13 protein-coding genes are annotated in these 20,245 nt (G+C 69.6%); 5 read left to right on the top strand and 8 right to left on the bottom strand.

The window, feature by feature from the left end; genetic code table 11:
* Positions 1-39: 39 nt before the first annotated feature.
* Positions 40-2,163 (top strand): MASE1 domain-containing protein, encoded by a 2,124-nt coding sequence (locus DSM104329_RS16000; protein ID WP_259310844.1) that lies wholly within the window; start codon positions 40-42, stop codon positions 2,161-2,163.
* A 170-nt stretch (positions 2,164-2,333) separates the two neighbouring features.
* On the opposite strand, the gene DSM104329_RS15995 is transcribed toward DSM104329_RS16000, so the two are convergent.
* Positions 2,334-2,582, bottom strand: coding sequence for a hypothetical protein (locus DSM104329_RS15995; RefSeq protein ID WP_259310843.1), 249 nt, complete (start codon positions 2,580-2,582; stop codon positions 2,334-2,336).
* 290 nt (positions 2,583-2,872) lie between these two features.
* Here DSM104329_RS15995 and DSM104329_RS15990 point away from each other — a divergent pair, with 290 nt between their 5' ends.
* Complete coding sequence (locus DSM104329_RS15990; protein ID WP_259310842.1) at positions 2,873-3,037, top strand: type II toxin-antitoxin system HicB family antitoxin; 165 nt, start codon at positions 2,873-2,875, stop codon at positions 3,035-3,037.
* Positions 3,038-3,278: 241 nt separating this feature from the next.
* On the opposite strand, the gene DSM104329_RS15985 is transcribed toward DSM104329_RS15990, so the two are convergent.
* Positions 3,279-4,988: a SulP family inorganic anion transporter gene (locus tag DSM104329_RS15985; RefSeq protein ID WP_259310841.1), complete on the bottom strand. Its 1,710-nt coding sequence runs from the start codon at positions 4,986-4,988 to the stop codon at positions 3,279-3,281.
* 14 nt (positions 4,989-5,002) lie between these two features.
* Positions 5,003-6,409, bottom strand: a complete 1,407-nt coding sequence (locus DSM104329_RS15980) for a DUF2252 domain-containing protein (protein WP_259310840.1) — start codon at positions 6,407-6,409, stop codon at positions 5,003-5,005.
* Positions 6,410-6,759: 350 nt separating this feature from the next.
* Here DSM104329_RS15980 and DSM104329_RS15975 point away from each other — a divergent pair, with 350 nt between their 5' ends.
* Entirely contained in the window at positions 6,760-7,332 is a 573-nt protein-coding gene (locus tag DSM104329_RS15975) for a hypothetical protein (protein ID WP_259310839.1), read from the top strand.
* 365 nt (positions 7,333-7,697) lie between these two features.
* Here DSM104329_RS15975 and DSM104329_RS15970 read toward each other — a convergent pair whose 3' ends face one another.
* Positions 7,698-8,357, bottom strand: coding sequence for a 3'-5' exonuclease family protein (locus DSM104329_RS15970; RefSeq protein ID WP_259310838.1), 660 nt, complete (start codon positions 8,355-8,357; stop codon positions 7,698-7,700).
* On the opposite strand from DSM104329_RS15970, the gene DSM104329_RS15965 reads away from it, so the two are divergent.
* Entirely contained in the window at positions 8,326-9,402 is a 1,077-nt protein-coding gene (locus DSM104329_RS15965; RefSeq protein WP_326924441.1) for a DUF294 nucleotidyltransferase-like domain-containing protein, read from the top strand. The genes DSM104329_RS15970 and DSM104329_RS15965 overlap by 32 nt on opposite strands.
* A 69-nt stretch (positions 9,403-9,471) precedes the next feature.
* Here the strand turns inward: DSM104329_RS15965 and DSM104329_RS15960 are convergent, their stop codons facing one another.
* Complete coding sequence (locus tag DSM104329_RS15960; RefSeq protein ID WP_259310837.1) at positions 9,472-10,176, bottom strand: MerR family transcriptional regulator; 705 nt, start codon at positions 10,174-10,176, stop codon at positions 9,472-9,474.
* Between the two features lie 118 nt (positions 10,177-10,294).
* On the opposite strand from DSM104329_RS15960, the gene DSM104329_RS15955 reads away from it, so the two are divergent.
* Positions 10,295-10,513 carry an AbrB/MazE/SpoVT family DNA-binding domain-containing protein gene (locus DSM104329_RS15955; protein WP_259310836.1) on the top strand — a complete coding sequence of 73 codons (219 nt, stop codon included), beginning with the start codon at positions 10,295-10,297 and terminating at the stop codon, positions 10,511-10,513.
* Positions 10,514-10,592: 79 nt separating this feature from the next.
* Here DSM104329_RS15955 and DSM104329_RS15950 read toward each other — a convergent pair whose 3' ends face one another.
* From DSM104329_RS15950 to DSM104329_RS15935, 3 genes are all read right to left on the bottom strand, one after another.
* Positions 10,593-10,808, bottom strand: coding sequence for a helix-turn-helix domain-containing protein (locus DSM104329_RS15950; RefSeq protein ID WP_259310835.1), 216 nt, complete (start codon positions 10,806-10,808; stop codon positions 10,593-10,595).
* 152 nt (positions 10,809-10,960) lie between these two features.
* Complete coding sequence (gene mobF, locus DSM104329_RS28895; RefSeq protein WP_268738857.1) at positions 10,961-13,999, bottom strand: MobF family relaxase; 3,039 nt, start codon at positions 13,997-13,999, stop codon at positions 10,961-10,963.
* Positions 14,000-14,578: 579 nt separating this feature from the next.
* Positions 14,579-19,984 (bottom strand): AAA domain-containing protein, encoded by a 5,406-nt coding sequence (locus DSM104329_RS15935; RefSeq protein WP_259310833.1) that lies wholly within the window; start codon positions 19,982-19,984, stop codon positions 14,579-14,581.
* Positions 19,985-20,245: the final 261 nt, after the last annotated feature.

Raw genomic sequence — 20,245 nt, 5'->3', positions numbered from 1 at the left:
GAGGATGAGAGGACCGCCTACCGGCGGTCGGTGGTTCTGATGTCCAGCCTCTCCACCATCCCCCGTCATATGACCGACCCGCGGTTGACGGCTTGGCGGGCGACGGTCGCGGGTCGCGCGGCGAGCTATGTGGTCGGCGTCGTGCTCTTGGGCGGCGCCTACTACGCGGCAGCGAAGATCGGGCTCCGACTGGCCTACCTCGACGGCGCGGTGACGGCGCTCTGGCCGCCGGTCGGTGTGGGCATGGCCGCGCTCGTGCTCTTCGGGCCGCGCCTGTGGCCCGGGGTGGTCCTGGGCGACCTGCTGGTCGCTGATTTGTCGTCGCCGCTGGGCACGGTCATCGGACAGACGGCGGGCAACACGTTGGAGGTGCTGGCCGGCGCTCTGCTGCTGCGTCACCTGGCCGGCGCCGGCGTCCGGATGGATCGCGTCCGCGACGTGTTCGCCCTGATCGCCGCCGCGGCCGTCGGCGCACTGATCAGCGCCTGTTTCGGCACGGCGTCGCTGCGCTTCGGCGACATCATTCCTGCCGGCCAGGTGGGTGAGGTATGGCGGACGTGGTGGTTCTCGGACTTCTCGGGGGCGCTCGTCGTCACACCGGCGATCCTGACCTGGGCGCGCAGCTGGCCGTGGCGTACCACGCGACCCCGGCTGCTCGAAGGCGCGGTGCTGCTCATCGCTCTCGTGCTGCTCGCAGAGCTGCCGTCCCAACGCGACGTGCCGTATGCCGTCTTCCCGGCGTTGATCTGGGCGGCGCTGCGGTTCGGGCCGCCGGGAGCGTCGGCCGCCGTTCTCATCGCCACGTCGTTGACGGTCTGGAACACCGCGCACAACGCCGGCCCGTTCGTCCGCGAGTCGATCACCGACAGCCTGCTGTCCACCCAGCTGTTCATGGTCACCGCCGCACTCACGTCGTTGGTCCTGGCCGCGCTCACCGCGGAGCGAGAAGGCGCCGGTGAAGCCTTGCGGCAGGACATCTTGAGGCGCGAGAAGGCCGAGCAGCAGTTGGTCGCGAGCGAGCGCGCCACCCGGCGGCTGGCCGATGAGCAGATGGCATTGCGGCGGATCGCGACGCTCGTGGCGGCCGAAGCGCTGCCGAGCGCCGTCTTCGAACAGGTGACGACCGAGGTCGGGCAGTTGCTCTCGGTGCCGAGCGCCCGCGTCGTGCGCTACGAAGATCAGGCGCACGTGACGATCGTCGGAGGTTGGACGGCGGAGCGCGACTTCCAGGGACTGCCCGTCGGCGCGCGTGTGCCGCTCGACAGCGACACCGTGGTGGCGCGCGTCCTGCGGACTGGAGAGCCGGAACGCCTGGAGAGCTACGAGGGCGTCGAGGGGGAACTCGCCGCGCGCCTGCGCGGCATGGGGTTCCGCGCCTCGGTCGCCGCACCGGTGCACGTCGGTGGGCGGATCTGGGGTGTGCTCGTCGTCTCTGCGCGCGACCCAGCCGACCTGCCGGTGGGCGTCGAGGAACGACTCTGCGCGTTCGCTGAGCTCGTGGCCCAGGCGATGGCGAACGCCGATGCATACGAGAAGCTCGCGTCGTCGCGGTCGCGGATCGTCGAGGCTGGCGATGCCGAGCGCCGGCGCCTGGAGCGCAATCTGCACGACGGCGCTCAGCAGCGGCTCGTGACCCTGGCCGTCTACCTGCGGTTGATCGAGTCGCGGCTGGCCGCCGACAACGGCACTGCTCGCGATCTGCTCGCCGAGGCGCGGCAGCAGCTCAGTGACGCGCTGGGCGAGCTGCGCGAGCTCGCACGCGGCATCCACCCGGCCGTGCTGACTGAGCGCGGACTCAGAGCGGCGGTTGAGGGACTGGCGAGCAGGTCGCTGGTGCCGATCGAGGTGTCCGACATGCCGGACGACAGGCTCCCGGGGCGGGTGGAAGCGGCGGCGTACTACATCGTCGCTGAGAGCGTCACCAACGTCGCCAAGTACGCCGCCGCGTCGGCGGTCAGCGTCGCCGTGCGCGCCGGAGGCGATTTCATCGTGGTCGACGTTGCCGACGACGGCGTGGGGGGCGCCGACCCCGCCGTCGGCACAGGCCTGCGTGGCATCGCCGACCGCGTCGAGGCACTGCATGGCCGACTGCGGATCACCAGCCCCGCGGGCCACGGCACCCGCATCACCGCCGAGATCCCCCTCGAACAGACCGTCGGCTGACGCCGCCCAGAATGCATCGATGCGCGGGGGGCGACGACGCCGCCGAGCTCGTCGATGTTCGGGGCGGCCACCCGTTCGGCATCGCTCGCGCGCGGAGCGAAGTGCGGGTACTTCGCCGTCGGGCGCGCAGTGCGCTATTGGCGGGCGTCGAGGATCCTGCGTGCCCGGGTTCAGACAGCGCGCCGGCGAATGGGGAGTTCCGTCGTGATCTCGCCGGCCCGAACCATGTGCGACACGCCGGCGGCGATCGTGCCGCGGTCGGCGTTCAATCGTTTGGCCATGCCACCGGTGGTGCTGTGCGGTTGGCCCCTGAGGTATTCGACGATGCGCGCTTCGATGTCGTCCTTGCGCTTACGCGCGGTGGCGCGGCGGTGGCTGGCGCGACGCGCGGTCGCACGGCGAGCCGAGCGCTGGGGCACCGCGGACATGGTCGGACGCGCGGACTGTGGGCGGGGCGCTTCGTCCGCGCTGCGCGTCGTCTGCATTGCCAAGACCTCCCGACCCTCTGGGGGGCGTCGCGCGAGAGGAAGAGGGAACGAGACCCGCCGCGTGAAACAAGCAACCAACCCCGCGGGTCTCGATCATTGCCTCAAGGTCCGCGCCTCGGCACAAGTGTGCTTCGGTGGCTTTCGGCTCCGAGGCTGAAGTCCTGCCCGCAGGGTCGACTGCATCATCCACAGTACTCCCTTTCCGGCCTGAGACCAACCAGTTGAGCGCCCAGGTCGAGGAGGTGCTGGGCGCCATCAGCCAGGGCCGCACGCGCCAGGAGGCTCGCGGGAACGTCATCGATGCGCTGCGCCTGCTGCTCAAGCCGGAACGGCGCACGCCGGTCGATCCGGACCGCGAGCCGCCTGACCTGCCGCTGGTGTCCTGAAGCGACGCGCGCTCGAGCGCTGGCTGCGCGAGCACAGAGAGCAGGGTCGATTGACGAGTGCGCCAGCAAACACCGAATTGGCGTGGTCCCGACGGTGGCCGCTCGTCCGTGCCGCGACACGACCAGGTCGCGTGTCTTCCGCGCACCGCCAGCTGAACGGCCCGAGTCGCGGCCCGTGCCGCAGAGCGCCTGTCAACGCCCTGATCGTCTGGGCCTGCACGGTGCTCCGCGACGAGTGCCTCTAACAACCGGACGCTGGCTCCGCGTCCGGCGAAACCTCCGACGCCCACGCCTGCGCCGCGCGGTACCCGTCCAGCGTGGACTCGCCCAGGACTTCGGTGGCGACGAACGCCTGGATGCCCGCTCCCTCGACGTCGGCGGCGCGCGCCCGGCGCAGCTGGTCGAGCAGGCTCGCGTCGACCCCGCTGAGGAACAGCCGGCCGCCGGCCGCCGCCAGCTGCTCTTGGTACTCGAGCACTACCACCAGGAACGTCGTCCCGAGGTTCACCCGGCCCCGCAGGCGCAGCACGACCGCTGCGCGGGTCGCGTCGGCTACGTCCGGCAGTCGCGCCTCCAGCGTGCGCGCGCCCGCGAACAGCAGGCTGCCGTAGATCTCGAGCAGCGCGACGCTCCGGGGCTGAAGCGCGGTGGGGGCAGGGCCCTCGCGCAGGCCGCCGTCGTCGGTCGGCACGAGGGACACGACGCGCAGGTCGCTCGCCTCCTGGTTGAGCTGCAGCACCAGCGACAGGGCGACGCCGACGCCGACCGCCGCGGCGATCGGCAGGGCGAGCGTGGCGACGAACGTCGTGACGACGGCGACGCGGCCCACCCCGCCGGCGCGCGCGATCGTCACGAGCTGGCCGTGGCGGATGGAGCCCACCCCGGCAAAGATCAGGATCGCGGCGAGCGTGGGCAGGACGACCTTTCCGATCTGGCCGGAGAACGCGATCAGGATGACCGCCATCCAGGCCCCGGCGAAGATCGCCGCCCAGCGCGTGCGAGCGCCGGCGGCCACCGAGAGCGCGGTCGTGCCGACTGACCCGCCGACCGGCTGGCCTCGCAGCAGCCCCGCCGCGAGGTTGCCGACCCCCTGGGCGATGAAGTCGGTGTTGATCCGCGAGCGCGAGGCGTCGAGGTTCGGCGCCGACTGCCGAACGCCTGCGCCCTGCACGAGCACGATCGCGGCGATCGAAAAGGCGCCGATCGCGAGGTCGGCGTTCAGCGTCCCCAGGTTGGGGAGGGCCGGGCTGGGCAGGCCCGCCGGGATCGCACCGATGTCGCTGACCTGGGCGACGGAGTCGACGCCGAGCAGCACGATCGCCAGCGTCGGCATGGCGAGCGCGAACAGCGCGCCCACCGGACGCAGCGGCGTCCGCGCCAGGCCCAGCAGGATGAGGATCGCGCTCGCACCGCAGGCGGCGGAGGAGAGCTCCACGCCGCCGGGATGCGTGAGCACGTGGAGCGCCTTCTCGATCGCCGTGTCGCCGTCCGCTGGCGCCCCGAGCAGATGCGGGATCTGCCCGAGCACGATGTTGACCGCCACGCCGGTGAGGAACCCCATCATCACCGAGTGAGAGACGAACCGGGTGTAGCGGCCGAGCCGGGCGATCCCCGCGCCCACCATGACGAGCCCGGCCAGGAGCGTCAGCAGCAGGACTGCATCGTCGCGCTGCCCGGCCGGAACGCCCTGCAGGGCTGACCCGGCGGCGAGCGCCGCCGCGCTCGTCGTCGTGATCATCATGCGCTGCGTGCCGGCCGTCAGGCCGCCCGCGACCGGCCCGGCGACGCACGCATACAGCCCGTGGATCGGGTTGACTCCGGCGAGGACACTGGCCGCCATGCCGTCGGGCACGCTGCTGATCGCCGCGGGCAGGCCGGCGATCGCGTCGCGGCGTGCGTCGCGCCGGCCCGGCAGCAGGGAGCGCGCCCGGGCGGCGATGGAGGCGAGCACTCGGCGCGGCTCCGTCACACGCCGTGCCGCGCCTCGATCTCACCGGCGGCGACGGCCTCCACCAGCCGCTGATGGTCGAGTTCGTTGCGGTCGGCGTAGGCGGCACTGAAGCGCGTGACGGCATCGTCGAACTGCGAGCCGCGTCCGAGATATGCGGCGATGGCAAGCCGGTCGCCGGAGCGCGCATGCGACCGCGCGAGCGACCAGCCGCAGGCCCGGCAGTACGCCAGGAGTCCAGGCTCGTCCATCCGCGAGAGGTCGGCCGACGCCTTCCAGTCCCAGAGCTGGCGCACGTAGAAGTCGTGTTCGAGCCCGTCGAGCCCGACGCTGCGCTGCCAGTTGAGGAAGACGTCACTCATCGCGGAGGACAGGCGCTGACCCTCGACGACCCGCTGGCCGTGGTTGCTGTATCCGCTGCGTCCGACATATGGCTCGAGCACCGAGGCCTGCGCCTCCTTGGCCTGGAGCACGAGCGGATCCCGGCCGCCGCGCCCGACGAACAGCAGGACCCACGCGCGCGTGCCGACGCTGCCGACCCCGACCACCTTGCGCGCCATGTCCACGAACTTGTACGTGCCGAACAGGTACCGGCGGTCGTTGTCGAGGCCGGCGGCGTACTGGTCGACCAACGTCCGGATGTAGTCGGTCTCCGGACCGGTTGCCGGGTCGCGGCGCAGCTCGCGCAGCGGCGACAGCAGCGGCGGGACGCTGCGGAAGCACAGCGCGCCATCGACCCGCTCGGTGAGCTTCTTGACCGCGCGCACGCTCGTCTTGCGCCGGGCCTTTGCGAGCGTGCGCTCAAAGAGGATCCGGCCGTTCGCCCCGACCTCGCCCCCGAAGCGGTCGACGAGCTCGCTGGCGTTCAGACGCTCATACCAGACGTCCAGATGGCTGTGCGCGGCGAATGACCGCATCGCCTCGCGATACTGGCGCACCGTCTCGCTCACGATCCGCGCTCGACGGCGCCGGGCGAGCCCGATGTCGCGCCCGGCGATCTCGACGCTCGCGGCCATCCGCTTGACGTCCCACTCCCAGGGGCCGGGAAGCGTCTCGTCGAAGTCGTTGGGTCCGAACACGAGCCGCCGGTCGGGGGCCGCGAACCCGCCGAAGTTGGCGATGTGCGCGTCGCCGCACACCTGGGCGAAGATGCCGGTGGCCGGCGTGGCCGCGAGATCGGCGGCCATCACAGCGGCCGCGCCGCGGAAGAACGCGAACGGCGACACAAGCATCCGGCCGTAGCGGATGGGCACGAGGTCCGGCACCCGCGTGGCCGCCTGCGCCGCGAGGACGTCGACGGGATCGCGCCGGTCCGCAGCCGCCTGCCACTCGGCGTGGGAGGAGCGCTGGGCGACCTGGCGCGCCGCGCGGCCTCGCTCGGCTCCCTCTCCGGACTGCAGTTGCGCGACGGACTCGGTTCCCACTGCCGGACTCCCTGTCACGGGCGCCGCGTCTGTCACGGTTCGGCGCGGAGACGCGACGGTACCCGTCGGCGCGACGGGGCGTCAACGCCGGGCCGCCCCGAGCCCTCAGCGCGAGGGGTCGAGGGCTGCTCGACCGCCGTCTGCGCGCACGACACAGCGAGCCCGGCGATCGTGCCGCGCTCGATGACGTCCGCGAGCAGGTTGTGGGCGCACAGCGGCCCGAGTTGGCCATGCCCGGCGGACGGGAAGACGACGGTGCGGCTATTCGGCAATGCGCGCCGGGCGTGGCTGACGTTCGGCGTACCGCTCGTGAGCGGCCTGGTGGGTTAGCGAGTGTCCAGTTTCCGCCCTTGGGCAACTCCGGCGAAAGCCTGAACGGTCAATTGGGTGTCGTCGACCGCAAGCTGGAACTGTTCGAGAACATCCTTGCGGCTCCGCCGCGCTGGCCGTGCCTGCCCGGCAACCAGGACATCACAGCCGTGCGCCCGGCACTTGAGGCGAAGCTGGGCGAGACAATGTCGCGCCGGTTGGCTGCCAGGGCGCTCGGCGTCAGCCACACCGCGCTGGAGCGCTGGATCAGGGGCGGTGACCTGCCGGTCGTCCCCTCCAAGTCGGGCCGCGTCGAAGTGCCGGTCCCAGCGCTGCTGGACCTTCGAGAATCCGTCGACGCCGACCGCGCACAGCGGCCGCGCCGGCATCCACTGTCGCCGACGATGGCGCGCCGGCGCGAAGCGGCGAAACGCCTCCGGGTCGAGGGCCTCGCTGATGAGGCGGGTGGGCATGATCGCGCGACCGCGCGCAGCCGTGCCTACCACCGCGCGGTCGCTCGGCGCCTGCGCCGGCCGATGGTCGACGAGGCGCGGCACGTGTTGTATCGCTGGCGTCTGCAGGGTCGCATCGACGAGCCTTGGGCTGCCCGCTAGGTGGAGGTTTTGAATCGACACGTGGCAGACATCCGGCGCGCGCTGGTCGAGGTCAGTGGCGCCAGGTGCTCTGGACGAAAGGCCGAGGAATGCACGCAAATCGCCAGCGCGCCAGACAGGATTCGAACCTGTGACCTCTTGCTCCGGAGCGGCCTAAGGGCCGTATGGTTGCGTAGGAAACGATCGCATGGGGCTTGTTTAAGCCAAATCGGTAGCGGCTCAAAGTGCCCGATTCGGGAACACGCTAGAGAACACGGGCATCTGGAGAACACGCTAGAGAACACGCTTGCGGACGCAACTAACCGATCAGGATGTGTCATCTGATGGGTGGCGCAGCTCGTCGCGTTGCGCCGCGTGAGCGGCCGCTACGCGAGCGGGACGACGCGTCGCGCCATCCACGAGGGCGCGGTCGAGCTGAGGGTTGGAGCGCCATCGCGGCGCCGGAGCGCCCAAGCAAACAGGTTCGCGAAGAGCTCGCCCTGCTCGATGGCGTCATCAAGCGCATTGTGCGTATGTGGCGCCTCGGGCAGAAGTTCTGCAGGCATGTGGCGCTTGCTTGAGAGATCGAAGACCGTGCCCGCCTGCGCTTGGTAGAGCGTGCGAATGTCGAGACACGAAGAGTGGCCGAACGGCGAGCCCGTCGGACAGAATCGCTCGAAGTACCAGTACATGAACGACCAGTCGAAGGCGACCGGATACGCGACCAGGACCGGACGATGACCGTTGGCGACATCGGCCACCCACGCGGCCGCATCTTCCATGGCTGTGACCGGGTCCGCCCCCTCGGCGACCAGCCGGTCGCGGTTCAGGCCGTTGACCTCGAGCGCCTCGGGCTGAAACGTCTCGGAGATCGGGCGAAGCTCGCGGTAGAGCGTGAGTGGAGCGTGTGGCCGGCGCAGGCGTTCGCCGTCGAAAGTCCCGACGACGTACATCCCGAACGAGAGCAGCGAGTACACGCCAGGGACCGGTCCGTCGGTTTCAACGTCGGCGGAGATGTACAGATCGGGACGAGCGTGGTCAGGCATGAGAGCGCATCGTCGCTGGCGTTTCGGACGCGATGACGACGGCGTGGGGATCTATGCTCGCGACGTGGAGGATGCTCGTCGAGAGTACTCGCTCAGACGCCTCGCGGAGCTGACCGGTCGTCTCGAGCCGCTCATCGGAGCGGTGGGCGACCGCCCCCTCTGCGTCTACGCAACCGGCAGCTACGGCCGGCTGGAAGCTGGAGCGGCGTCGGACATCGACCTCTTCTTCCTGTGCGACGCCGAGCTCGACGGCGCCTTCCCGTTCACGGTCTTCGTGCGGCTGGCGGCTGCCGTCGTCGAGGCGACGGAGCAGATGGACTTTCCGCCCTTCACCGGCGACGGCCAGTACCTCGAGGTCCATTACGTCGAACGCATGGAAGAAGTCCTTGGGAGTCCGGCCGACGACTCGATCAACGCCTTTACGGCGCGGATGCTCCTGCTGCTCGAGAGCCGCCCGGTCTTCGCCGCCGACGTATACGACCGACTGCTGCAGCGCGTCGTCAGCTTCTACTTCCGCGACTTCGCCGACCACCCCGACACGTTCGTGCCGGTGTTCCTGACGAACGACATCCTGCGCTTCTGGCGAACGCTGACGCTCAACTACGAGCACAAGCGGCTCAAGCTTCGCCGCCTCGAAGGCGACGCGCTACGCGCCAAGAAGGCCGATAGCGCGCTGAAGAACTACAAGCTGAAGATCAGTCGGCTGCTGACGTGCTTCTCCATGGTCGCCGTGTTGACGTCTCGGACAGCGCCGGTCACCGAGGCCGCCGTGCTCGCGCTCTGCGCGCAGACGCCGCGAGAGCGCATACGCGGCTTGGCAGACCGCGGCCGCGAAGCTGGCGGTCTCGTCCACAAGCTCGAGGAGCACTACGAGGCGTTCCTAGAGGCGGTGCAGCGTCCACAACCGGAGCTCCTCGCCGAGTTCGAGGACCCCGAGCGCCGAAAAGCCGCGCTCGACGATGCCGGGGAATTCGGCGATCGAATCTACGAGCTCATCCGGGTGACGGCAGCGGATGACCAGCGTCTGCGATACCTGCTGATCTGACGGCTGGGCGCCTGGTCGCGAACGGCGCGGCGGCGGCGACGACGTGATCGACCGCCGCCCGCCGCACAGCTACCGGATGGTGTCGAAGATCTTGCGCCGCTCGGGCTCGGAGAGGGCGCCGGCGAACGGCGAGTTCTGGCGCAGGTCGCGTGCCCACTGGCTGTCCTCGGTGAGCACCTGCTTGATCTCGGGGATCGGACGGCCGAGCACTGTCTCCCATTCCTCGGCGTACCGAGGATCGATCTTGCCCTCCTCGTTCCAGCGCCAGAGCTGGTGCAGAGCGTCGCGCACGGTGTCGCGGCGGAGGGTCCGGGCGACGGCGGCGTGGTACGCGCGGCTGCGACGCTCGGCCCGGTCGTGCGGATCCGCAGAGGCCATGTCAGTCGGAGACAGGAGCTTGCTGGCGTCGAGCGTGGATGCTCTCGTCCTGGCCGCGACGAGGGTCGGCTCCATCACGTGCAGGCGTCGCCGGCCCGAACTGCGCACGGTCTCGGTCGACTCGTACAGATCGACGAGCGCCGAGATCGGCACCTCCTGCCGTCCGCTCCTGGTGAGGACCACCGGCACGTCTCCCGCGTCGATCCACCGTTGCAACCCCGTGTGGCTGACTCCGAGCAACCGCGCCGCCAGCGATCGAGAGACGCTGTCACCGAGCTCCTGCTCGAGGTGGGAGCGGACCGTGACGATGTCACGAGGCGCCGAGCACGTGCGCTCGGCGCGGCGGAGGCGCACGATGTCCTCGAAGAGCTGCTGCTTGCGGTCGGCTCGCGACACGCCGCCACTGTAGATCAAAGTTTCGGAAATATGGGCAGATCTGAGACTTTGGGAACGCGATCACGCATTGCTACCTGGCTTCTAGAGTGGCTGCGCGAGGCCCATACGATGGGCAGACATGCCGAGGATCTCCAGCACTCATCGGGTGACGCTGCCCGCTGACAGCCTCAAGGCTTCAGGGTTGCGGGCCGGTGACGACGTGACGATCGAAGTAGATGGACCCGGCAGGGTCGTCATTCGCCGGGTCCGGCACGATGTCGATGCCGCGCTCGGTGTCTTCGATGGCCTCTATGACCCGGCATACCTTGATCGCCTCCGTGCCGGCGAGCGCGCGTAGCTTCCAGCCGTAGGCGACTCGACCGACGCACGTGGTGGCGTCGGGCGATGCCTTCGGCTCGGATCAAGAGTCCGCGCCGTCAGTCCGCCCGTGATGCGAGCCAGGTTTCGATCGCTGAGCGATAGAAACGGCGGTGGCGTCCGATGGTCAGCGACGGCAGCGGGTCGTGGTGGCGGCGGGCGTAGTCGTAGACGCTGGAGCGGGGGATGCCGAGCAGGGCGGCGACGTCGCTGGCGCGTAGCAGCGGTTCGTGGAGGTCGATCGCGGTGCGGCCGGTGGTGTGGTGTTGAGGCATTTGGGTGAGAGACGGCGGTGTTGGCCCGGGCCCCGCCGCGTCTGGACGGATGGGTGAGGTTGGGGCGATGACGCGGCACGTTCCCTCTCGGTGTCCATCCGCGACGGTCTCGGTGGGGCGCGGACGTCGGGTGTGCTGATCGGTCGGTCTGGTCAGCGGTCGATGCTGATGTCGGGTGCGCGGTCGCGGACAGGAACTCGGCGGTCGAGGTTCTGGGTGAGGCGGTTCAGCTCCATGGTGGCTTGCTGCCAGGGGCGGTAGGTGGCGGCGCTGGGGCGCGGTCCGAGTCCGGCCGTGTCCGCGGTGAGCTCGGGTGCATGGTCGCGGCGGTGGCCCTCGATGAGTAGCGCCGCGCGGTTCCAGGTGGCGCGACCGGCAGGGTCTGGGGGCGGGCGTCCGATGGCCGCGGTGATGTAGGCGGGCGGATCGACGATGGAGCGGTGGGTTGCGAGGCGCTGGCGGTGAGCACGCTGAAGTCGCTGTCCGGCCTCCTGCGCGAGTTCGGGCTGGTGGGCGACTGCCCACTCGGCCGGATCGCCGGCGCGCGCGATGAGCGCGGTGCGGACGCGATGAAGCTGTGCTCGTCGGTCGGGGTCAGCGGTGCTCGCGAGGGAGCGGTCGAGCTTCTCGAGTGACGCGGCGGTCACGGCGTGGCGATCGAGCTCGCCGGCGCGGAGTTGCTGCGGGGTGGACTGGTCGAGGGCGTCGAGGGCGAGGGTCTTGGCGTTGTCGCGTCCAAGTGCGCGGGCGAGCGGGTCGAGCTGGGCCAGGTCCTGGACTTCCGGATTGCTCGGGTCGATCTCGGGGGTGGTGGCGTAGAAGCGGTGGGTATGACGGGCGCGGGACAGCGCGGTGTAGGCCTCTTGGCGGTAGGTGTCTTCGCCGCCGAGGTAGTGCGCGGCGCCCCAGGTGTCGCCTTGGGCGCGGTGGACGGTGACGGCGTAGGCGTAGTCGAGATGCGGGCGGCCTTCGCGGGTGCGCCCGGCGGCGTAGTCGAACGGGATCTCCAAGTGCGCGTTGCGGTCGGTGCGGACGTGCAAGGTCTCGGTGTCGTGGTCGATGCGCCCGAGGGTGCCGGTGGTGCCGTTGCGCACGCCGATGCGGCGGTCGTTGGTGCCGGCGATGACGCGTTCGCCTACGCGCAGCTCGCGGCCAGCGAGGATCACGGCGTCATCGCCGAGCTGGCGGTGGTCGATGAGCGTGTCGCGGGCGCGGTGGTTGAGGTCGCGCACGTCGGCGTTGCGCTTGGCGACCATGAACGCCGGCCCATCGGCGGCGACGCGCTGATGGCTGGCATGCCAGTCGGCGACGATCGTGGCGCGGGTGTGTTCGGCCGTGGGGGAGAGCACGAGGTTGCCGGCGTCGCGCATGGCCATGAGGGCATCGTGAGCGCGGCCGGCGCGGATCGCTTCAAGCTGGGCGAGCGCCTGCGGATCCTGCTGGCGGGTGACCTCGGTGAGCTCGACACCGCCCTGGCGATTGACGAGGGCGCGGAAAGCGCCGCCGGCGTCGATCTCTGCGAGTTGTTCGGTGTCGCCGATGAGCACGAGCTTCCCGCGGGCGCGGTCGACCATGTCGGCGAGTCGGGTGAGGTCGCGGGTGCCGACCATCCCGGCCTCGTCGACGATCAGCACCTGACCCTTCTGGAGGACGCGGTCGCCGTAGCGATCGTGGGCGGAGAACAGCTGCGCGATCGTCGAGGTGTGGATCGCGGTCTCGTCGCGCAGGATGTCGGCCGCCTTACCGGACAGCGCGACGCCGGCGACGGGGACGCCGCACTGCCGCCACGCGTCAGCGGCCGCGTCGAGCGCGAACGTCTTGCCGGTCCCGGCCCGGCCGCTGACCGCGTCGATGAGATCGCCCGAGCTGCAGAGCTGGCGGACCATGGCCGCCTGCTCTGTGCGGATCGTCGGTCGCCGATCAAGCGCCGTGGCGACAGCCTCATCGCCTGCCACGCCGCGGCCGGATGCACGGCCAGCGTCGGCGCGCTCGAGGAGCTCGTCCTCGGCCGCGAGCATCCCGACCGTCGTATAGCGCGGCTCGGCCGCGGCGACCCGCCGCCCGAGCGGCGTCGTGCCGGCCGGTGCGCCGTCGACCTGGAGGACGAGGTCGGAGGCCAGCCAGCGGTCACAGAGCTGCTCGATCTCGATGATCGGCGCGCCCTGCGGGTAGTGCTCGCACCACGCCTGCAGCACCTCGCGGCGGCTGAACGTCGACGCCTGTGCAGTCAGACCGGTTTCGCCCGCCATGAACGCCGCCGCGTGCTCGATGTCGACCGGCCGCTCGGCATGCCGGTCCAGCACCTCGCCGGTCGCGATGCGGTCGAGGCCATGTTCGGCGGCGCGAGCCTCCCAGCCCGCGTAGATGTCCTCGCCGACGCCGTACTCCTTGGCGCGGCGCGTGTCCAAGGCGGCCACGCGGGCGGCGCTTGCTGATGTCGCGCCGAGCGCCGCCATCCGCTCGAGGATCTCCGCCCGCCGCTGACTGAACTCGACCAGCACGCCGTCCGGGATGCCTTTGATCTCGGCGAAACCCTTCGCCACCGACGTCCATTCGACCCCGAGCTCGCGGGACAGCTCGTCGCGCAAGGCGGCCTGGTACAGGTAGCCGGCCGTCTTGGCATGCGTGTAGAGCGCGGCGCCGTGGAGCGCGGTGTGGCGACCGTCGCTGCCGCGAGCGAAGTTCGCCGCCACGACGTGCGTGTGCAGCTGCGGGTCACCCGCCCGGCTGGTGCGGTGCCGGTAGGCGGCCGCGATCAGTCCGCCGGCGTGCTCCTTGACGACGCCGTTGCGCCCGCGCCGGACTTGGACCGCCTCGCGCTCGAGATACCCGAGTGCCTGACCCACCGCCGCTTCATGGCCGGCCACGATCGCCTGCCTGGTCTCGGAAGTGCCAGCGGCATAGAGCACGGAGACCGACTTCGGCGCGGAGAACGTCAGGTCGAACCCGACCACCGACCCGGCTGTTGCTCGCAACGGCTCTCCGGACACGGGATGCGCGCCGTCGGCGAGCAGCCGCTCGAGCGCCCCGGCCGACACTTCGCCGGCCAGACCCAGCGCGGTCGCGCCGTCGCCGACCCACTCGCCCGCTGCCTCGCCGCGGCCCGAGTAGTAGTCCTCGCGCCCCGACGCCACCGCGTGCTCGTAGTAGCCCGCGCTGCCCGCATCGGTGAGCTTGCCGATGCTCAGCACAGGGCCGCTGCCGGTAGCCGTTCCACGCCGGCTGGACGGCAGCTGACATGGCGCTCCCGCCGTCATCTGGACGGATGTCGCAGCTCGGATGCAACTGCGTGATCGGTGCTGTTGCGGATGTTTGATCGGTGCGGGGCGGATGTTGGGCGAGCTGGTGCGCGGGAGTGAGGGTGGCGGCGCGCGTTCGGCGTGCGATGGCGTTGGACAGGCTGCGATGAAGCGGCGGGTGGGCTGGCGTGGCGGGCGAGTCGGGCGAGTGCGGTAGGACTGGTGTGGGCGTTCGAGACGGGTGGCGGTGGGCGACGGCGTGCATCGTTTGAGACGGCCGAATGCCGACATCCAACGCGCGCTGCGCATCGAGGGCATACGGCCCGCGGGGCGCCGGGTGACGTGTGCCGCATCGGCGTGTTTTCACACGGCCGGGGCACCTCGATTCGCCTTCTGCAAATGAGGCAGGGGCGGCCGGTGACCGGCCGAGCGGCGAGACCGGACGACGCTAGAGCCGCTTCGCGCGGTTGATGGCGCTACCCACCAAGCTCATCGGCAGCCGCGGCACGCGGGCGCCGTCGTAGACCTCGCCTAGCAGTTGCTCGAATGGATCGTCGATCGTGGCGAGCTCTCCCGCGCGCGGTCGACGATCCCGGCGTAAGTCCAGTCCCCATAGCGGTTGTCGCGCCCGGGCTGGCCAGCGTCGGCTATCCAGCGGTCGTCGACGAGATCGATCCAGCGCTTGCCCTTGGCCACCCACGCGAAACGACGGACGGTCCTTTCGTGGGCAGCTGGCACGTCGAGTACGCCGGCCTGACGGAGCGCTTCGGGCAGGTCGTCTTCGTTGATGGGGCCGCGCTCGTGGACGAGCTGGGCTATGCGCATCGCGACCTCGGCCAGCGGAACATTCTCGAAATGCAGCGCGGGAGCGGCGTCTTCGGGGTGGTCCTGCTGCTTGAGGCCAAACAGGCGCCCAGGTGGCGCCGCGCTGATCGAGTCCGGTGACGCATCCCGGGCTCGCTCGACGGTCACATCAGCCGTCGTGTGGCTGGCAGTGGATGGCTCCGCTTGGTGGTTCCGGTCGCGGGCTTCCGTAACGGGATTCACGTGCTCGCTCGGCTTGAGTTCCGCCGCATGGACCGAGCGATCCTCAACCACCACGTCGTGGTCCCGCATGCTCGGCGCGGAGTCAGCAATCGTGGCGAGTGTCGTGCGGGGTGGCTCGTCGGAGGACGAGACATCGGGTGCAGTGGGCAGCGATCCCGGGCCAATGATGGCGGCGGTGTTTGTGAGATCGTCGACCGACAGAACGGGCGACCAGACTTGTTCGGCAAGGTCAGGGTTGGGCGGTTGGGCGGCGAGGGCGTCGAGGACGGCCTGAACCTCGCCCTTGGGGTCTCTTAGGTAGTCGCGGTGAGCGACCCGATGGAAGCTCCAGCCGGCTTCTTCGAGGAGGGCCTGACGGTCGAGATCCTCGGGGATGAGCTGTCCGTCGACCGTCTCGTGATGCTGTCCACCGTCGGCCTCGACCGCCAGGCGTCGGCCGTCGCGGTCGGTTACGACGAGATCGATGGACTTGCCGCGAGAAGGCCATTGGGGGACGACCTTCAGATCGTCGTGGATGACGAGGGAGCCATAGAGCTCCTCCTCAAATCCGGACATGAAGACTGCTTCGCCGGACGCCAGCCGGGCCGACACCGATGGGATGTCCCAGTGATAGTCGGCTCGATCTTCCGGCTCGATCTCGAGGTCGAGCAGTGCGACCTCCGGTTCCGGGGCGCCATCAACGAGCACTTGCCTGATCGGCTCCTCTAGGTGCTCGCCTACGACCCTCGGCTGTGCATCGTGGAGGGCGGCGTCGATGGCCCGGTCGATCAGATCCGGCCGATCGAGGATGGTCGTGGCGGGCAATCGGACGACTTGCCAGCCGGCGCGCTGCAGCAGCTCGTGCTGGTCGATCCGCTCAGGCACGTGCACTGGCGGGTGCTGGTCCCGTTCGGCGTCGACAAAGACCGCGGCCCTGCGGATTTCGTCGTCACTGCTGACGAGCAGGTCGATGCTGACGCCGCAGGCGACGTAATCCTCGATCACGTTCAGGCCGCGGGCGGTACACGTCTCTTTGACAGCCCGGCGGGCGCGGCCTCCCGGTTCTCGGTGTGCGCGAGCCTCGACGGCTTCGAGAAGCCTCTTCGGCTCCACGGCGTGCCTCAGGTATCCCGTCACATTCGCGGCGCTGGGCGGGAACTTGTCGACCGGCGTGGAGATGAAGTGGATGGCTTGGTGGCGGGCACGAGTCAGCGCGACGTTGATTCGCTGCTCGCCGGCGCCTCCGTTGGTAAAGGCAAATACCGAGCCGTGATCCGCGGCGGTGTAGCGCCACGAGTAGAGGATCACGTCGCGCTCGTCGCCCTGGAACCCGTCAACCGTCGAGCAGATCAGCCGGCGCCGTTCACGGTCCTGGGGCGGCACACGCCGTTCGATCAGAGCCTGGATGTGCTCGACCTGCTCGCGAAACAGGGACAGGATCCCGAAGGTCATGCCGTCGTAGCGTGGGTCTGCAAGGCGGCGTTCGAGGTCGTCGACGAGCGCCTTGGCTTCGGCGAAGTTGACCTTGGCGCCGCGGGCGGTCGAGAAGGGCTGATCGAGCTTGACCTCGCGGACGAGAAGCGATGGCCGCAGTCCACGGTCGTCGCGGCGGTCGCGGATGACCGTCAGCGTGCCGCCATAGAACCGGTCGTTGCTGAAGGCGATCAGCTCGGGCCGACAGCGGAAGTGCTCGTTGAGGACGACGTCCGCTTGCTGGCGTTGGGAAACGAGCTCTAGGAGGCTGTTGCGCGTCTGGTCGAAGAGGCCGTACGGGTCCAGCTCGTCGAGTCCGGCTTGATGGATGAGCGCGCGATTGGCGTCGCCCGAGAGGGTGCGGCGCAGATCCTCGTTGCTGAGCTGCTTGGCGTCACCGACGATCACGACCTTGCGCGCCCGGGCGAACAATGGGAGCACCTGATCGGGGTTGCACTGGGAAGCCTCGTCGACGATCAGCACGTCGAAGATGTCAGGCCGCAACGGGAAGACACGACACGCGTCCTCGGGGCGCATGATCCAACAGGGGAACACGCGGGTCAGGACGTCGATGTCGAAGTCCGCGCTCGTCTTGAGCTCCTCGAAGCGCTCGAAGCGCTTCGGAGACGCGCCGATGGCCCGCCGGAACTTCTCCAGACTTGACAAGAACGACGGACGCTGGAAGCCGTCGAGGATGCGCTGCTGGATACGGAGCCCGAGCAGACGGGCTGCGTCCTCCATGACCTGGTCGGCTACAGCCGTCAGCTGTTCGGCGATCGCGTCAGTGGTCTCAGACCCGGCGATCTCGAGGAAGCGCAGATATTCGGCGTGGATTGCGATGGCCCGATCGAGGTCGGCCATGAACGCTGGGGGGTCGGCCTCTTGTTCGGCGTGTGCCTCGACCGTCTCGGCGCTGTGCGAAAGATGGCTGAGCGGGCCGTCCAGCAACGTGCGGCGTTCCTGAAGGGCGGGCAAGGCGTTGCACAGAGCGTCGAGAGCCGCGATGGAAGCGTCTGCCTGCGCCCAGTCGCCGCGATCGAGGAGGTCGTCAAGGCGGTCGTCTTCGCCGCCGAGAAAGATCAGCTCTTTGCTGCCCTTGAGGGCGTTGCCGTACCGGTCGGCACGTGCGGCGCGGAGCGCCGTATCCGCTGCCTGGAGGGCGGCGTCGAGCGACGCGCGATCGCTGGCGGCGAGGGCGGCGTCGAGGGGCAGTGGCAAGGCGCTCGTCCCAGCGGCTTCCCGGGCAGCGATGATCGCCTTGCCTCGGGCCAACGCCCGTGCGCCCCGGGCCAGGACCGCCTGGACGGCGTCGGGATCGAACCGCTCCGGGATATCAGTCGCCAGGCCGCCTGCGAGCCCGTCGCACTGGGTGCGGACCGTGCTCCACCAGTCCCAGAAGGAGACCCACTCAGCGACCTGAGTTGTTGGCAGCCCGGCCGCGCCAGGTGCTGTGGCTTCAAGCCACTTGCGGGCTTTGCCCCTTCGCATGAATTGCGTCAGCAGCTGGTGCTGCTGCAGGATCTGTTGGCGCAGCTCCGGAGCGGCGGCGACGCGGTCCCGGTGCTGCGCGCGCGAACGCGCCTCGGCGAAGGCGCTCTCTAGGCCGCGCAGGCCCTCCTCGACGTCGGCCAGCAGCTGTGGGGCGTCGGCCAGGCGCAATCCGGCGTCGCGCTCCTGCGGACCATCGACGACTCCACGCAGCGCCTCGCGAATCGTGGTGAGCGCGGAGTCGGCGCGGTCGATGGACCGGGGGTCCGCGTCAATAAGGGCCTGCCACCCGGCGATGACGCGCTGCACAGCCGGATCGCTGGCAGCGGCCACGCGCGCCCGCTGATGGTCGAGGAACTCGCCCAGGACACGCTTCTGGGCCGATAGGTCGACAAGCTCGCTGACCGAGCTGGTCCGGAGCCGCGCCCACACACCGGCGTGTTCACGGCCGAGCTCGTAAAGCCGGCGTAGCGCGGCGATCGCGGGTGCCCGCTCGGCTGGCGGCAAGGCAGGGTCGGCCGCGGGTAGGACCGCGACGCCGCGAAATCGTTCGTAGTACGCGGCAGCGTCGGTCTGCTCGGGCTGGGCGCGCTCGATGAAGTCCATGCGCAACTCGGTGTAGGCCTCGCCATTGGCAGCGCGACGGGCATCGATCTCGGTCAGCTGGCGAGCAAGGGTCGTCCTGTTGGCCTGAGCGGCGAACGCCCGCACGTCGGCGATCTGCTTCTGCAGTTCGCGCTTGGCAGCAGCCCCATCGCCGATCAGGGAAGCGAAGAGAAACCGCTGGTCGGTGTCGTTCAGCTTGTCTCGGACGACGGTCAACGCTTGCGTCTTATGGCTAGAAACGAGTACTCGTTGCCCCTGGGAAACGAGGTGGGCGACGAGATTTGCGATCGTCAGGCTCTTGCCGTTACCAGGCGGTCCCTGGACGACGACGATCTCGTTCTTGTCCAGTGCGTCGGCGACCTGACGCTGTGCCGCATTGGACGGGAAGGGGTACACGACCTGGTCGATGCTCGGCGCCCGCAGACCAGGCCGCGGCTCGGTCGACGGCGGATTCAAGAGGACGGAGAGAGGCCGACCCGACACCACGTAGCTGGATGGATCCTCAGCGATGCGTTCGAGGTCGGCGAGGAGATACGGCGACGCGCGGTTGGCTAGGAACAACGAGGCGCCATCCAGCAATTCGACGTAGGCCTCATCCGGGCGGTCCTTTGTGTCGGGGACCTCGGGCCAGCGTCCTAGGAATTCGGTCGGAATTCCGCCGTCGACCCCCGGCATGACAGCACCGATTGCCCTCAGGAGGGTCTCGACGCGGTGCGGATCCCAGCCGCCGGCAAGATCGACCTGCGCTTCGATGCCCTGGTCGACAATCCGGGCGAGCCCCTCGGACGACACCGCGTCGCGCCACAACACGGTGTTGAAGCGCGGTGGCTCGTCGACGGCCCGTACCTCGATGGCTCCCTGATTCGTGACTCGCAGGGTTACACCGACCATGAAGAGCGGAGCCAGGATGGGCTCAAGCCGCCCAGTTCGAGCCTTCGGCAGGAAGCCGTGCATGAGCGGTCCGCCGTAGACCACCTCCTTGGCGTGGGCCTCCACCGCCGCCTTGGCGGCTAGATCCTGCAAGCGCTCCCAAATGCCACGACGGCGCTCGTACGCCGCGTTGATCTCCGGCTCGGCATCGCTGCGCGGGCGACTCGGCGCGGCAATCTCAATCAGACCTGTGGACAGCAGGGCTGCCGACTCAGTTAGCGCCCCCACGTCAACGCACAGTGCCGCCTTTCTTGTCGTGCGTACGTCGCGCAACGCGACGTTCTGGGAACCGATGACGCGCAGACAGCCGGCGTGGTAGCGCGCCACCGCGCGCGCAAGAACGTAAGCGCTTGTCGGCTGCATCCCTGCTGTGGTGTCGGCGGACGGGCGGATGCCCTGACGATCCGTGTCCATTCAGTCGCGGATCTTGACGCGCTCATGACACGATGGCCAGTCATCGTTGCCGCTTGGTCCGCTGCACGACCGGTTCCGCTCGCACCTAATCGAACACGAGACGCGACGGGTCGCGCCGAACCGATAGCGGCTCCGAGTTGCGAATCAAGCGGCCGGGTCGTAGCGTTCGAGAGGTCTTGCTCGGTGGGACCCGAGCGAGGTCGGTCGCCTGGGTCAACGAAAGGATTCGCTATGTCATCGCTTGAGAGGCCTGAGGCGCCG

It is taken from the genome of Capillimicrobium parvum (assembly GCF_021172045.1).
Classification (GTDB): Bacteria; Actinomycetota; Thermoleophilia; order Solirubrobacterales; family Solirubrobacteraceae; genus Capillimicrobium; species Capillimicrobium parvum.
Note: the sequence above shows the minus strand (reverse complement) of the source record. Positions and strands in the feature narration are given on the sequence as shown.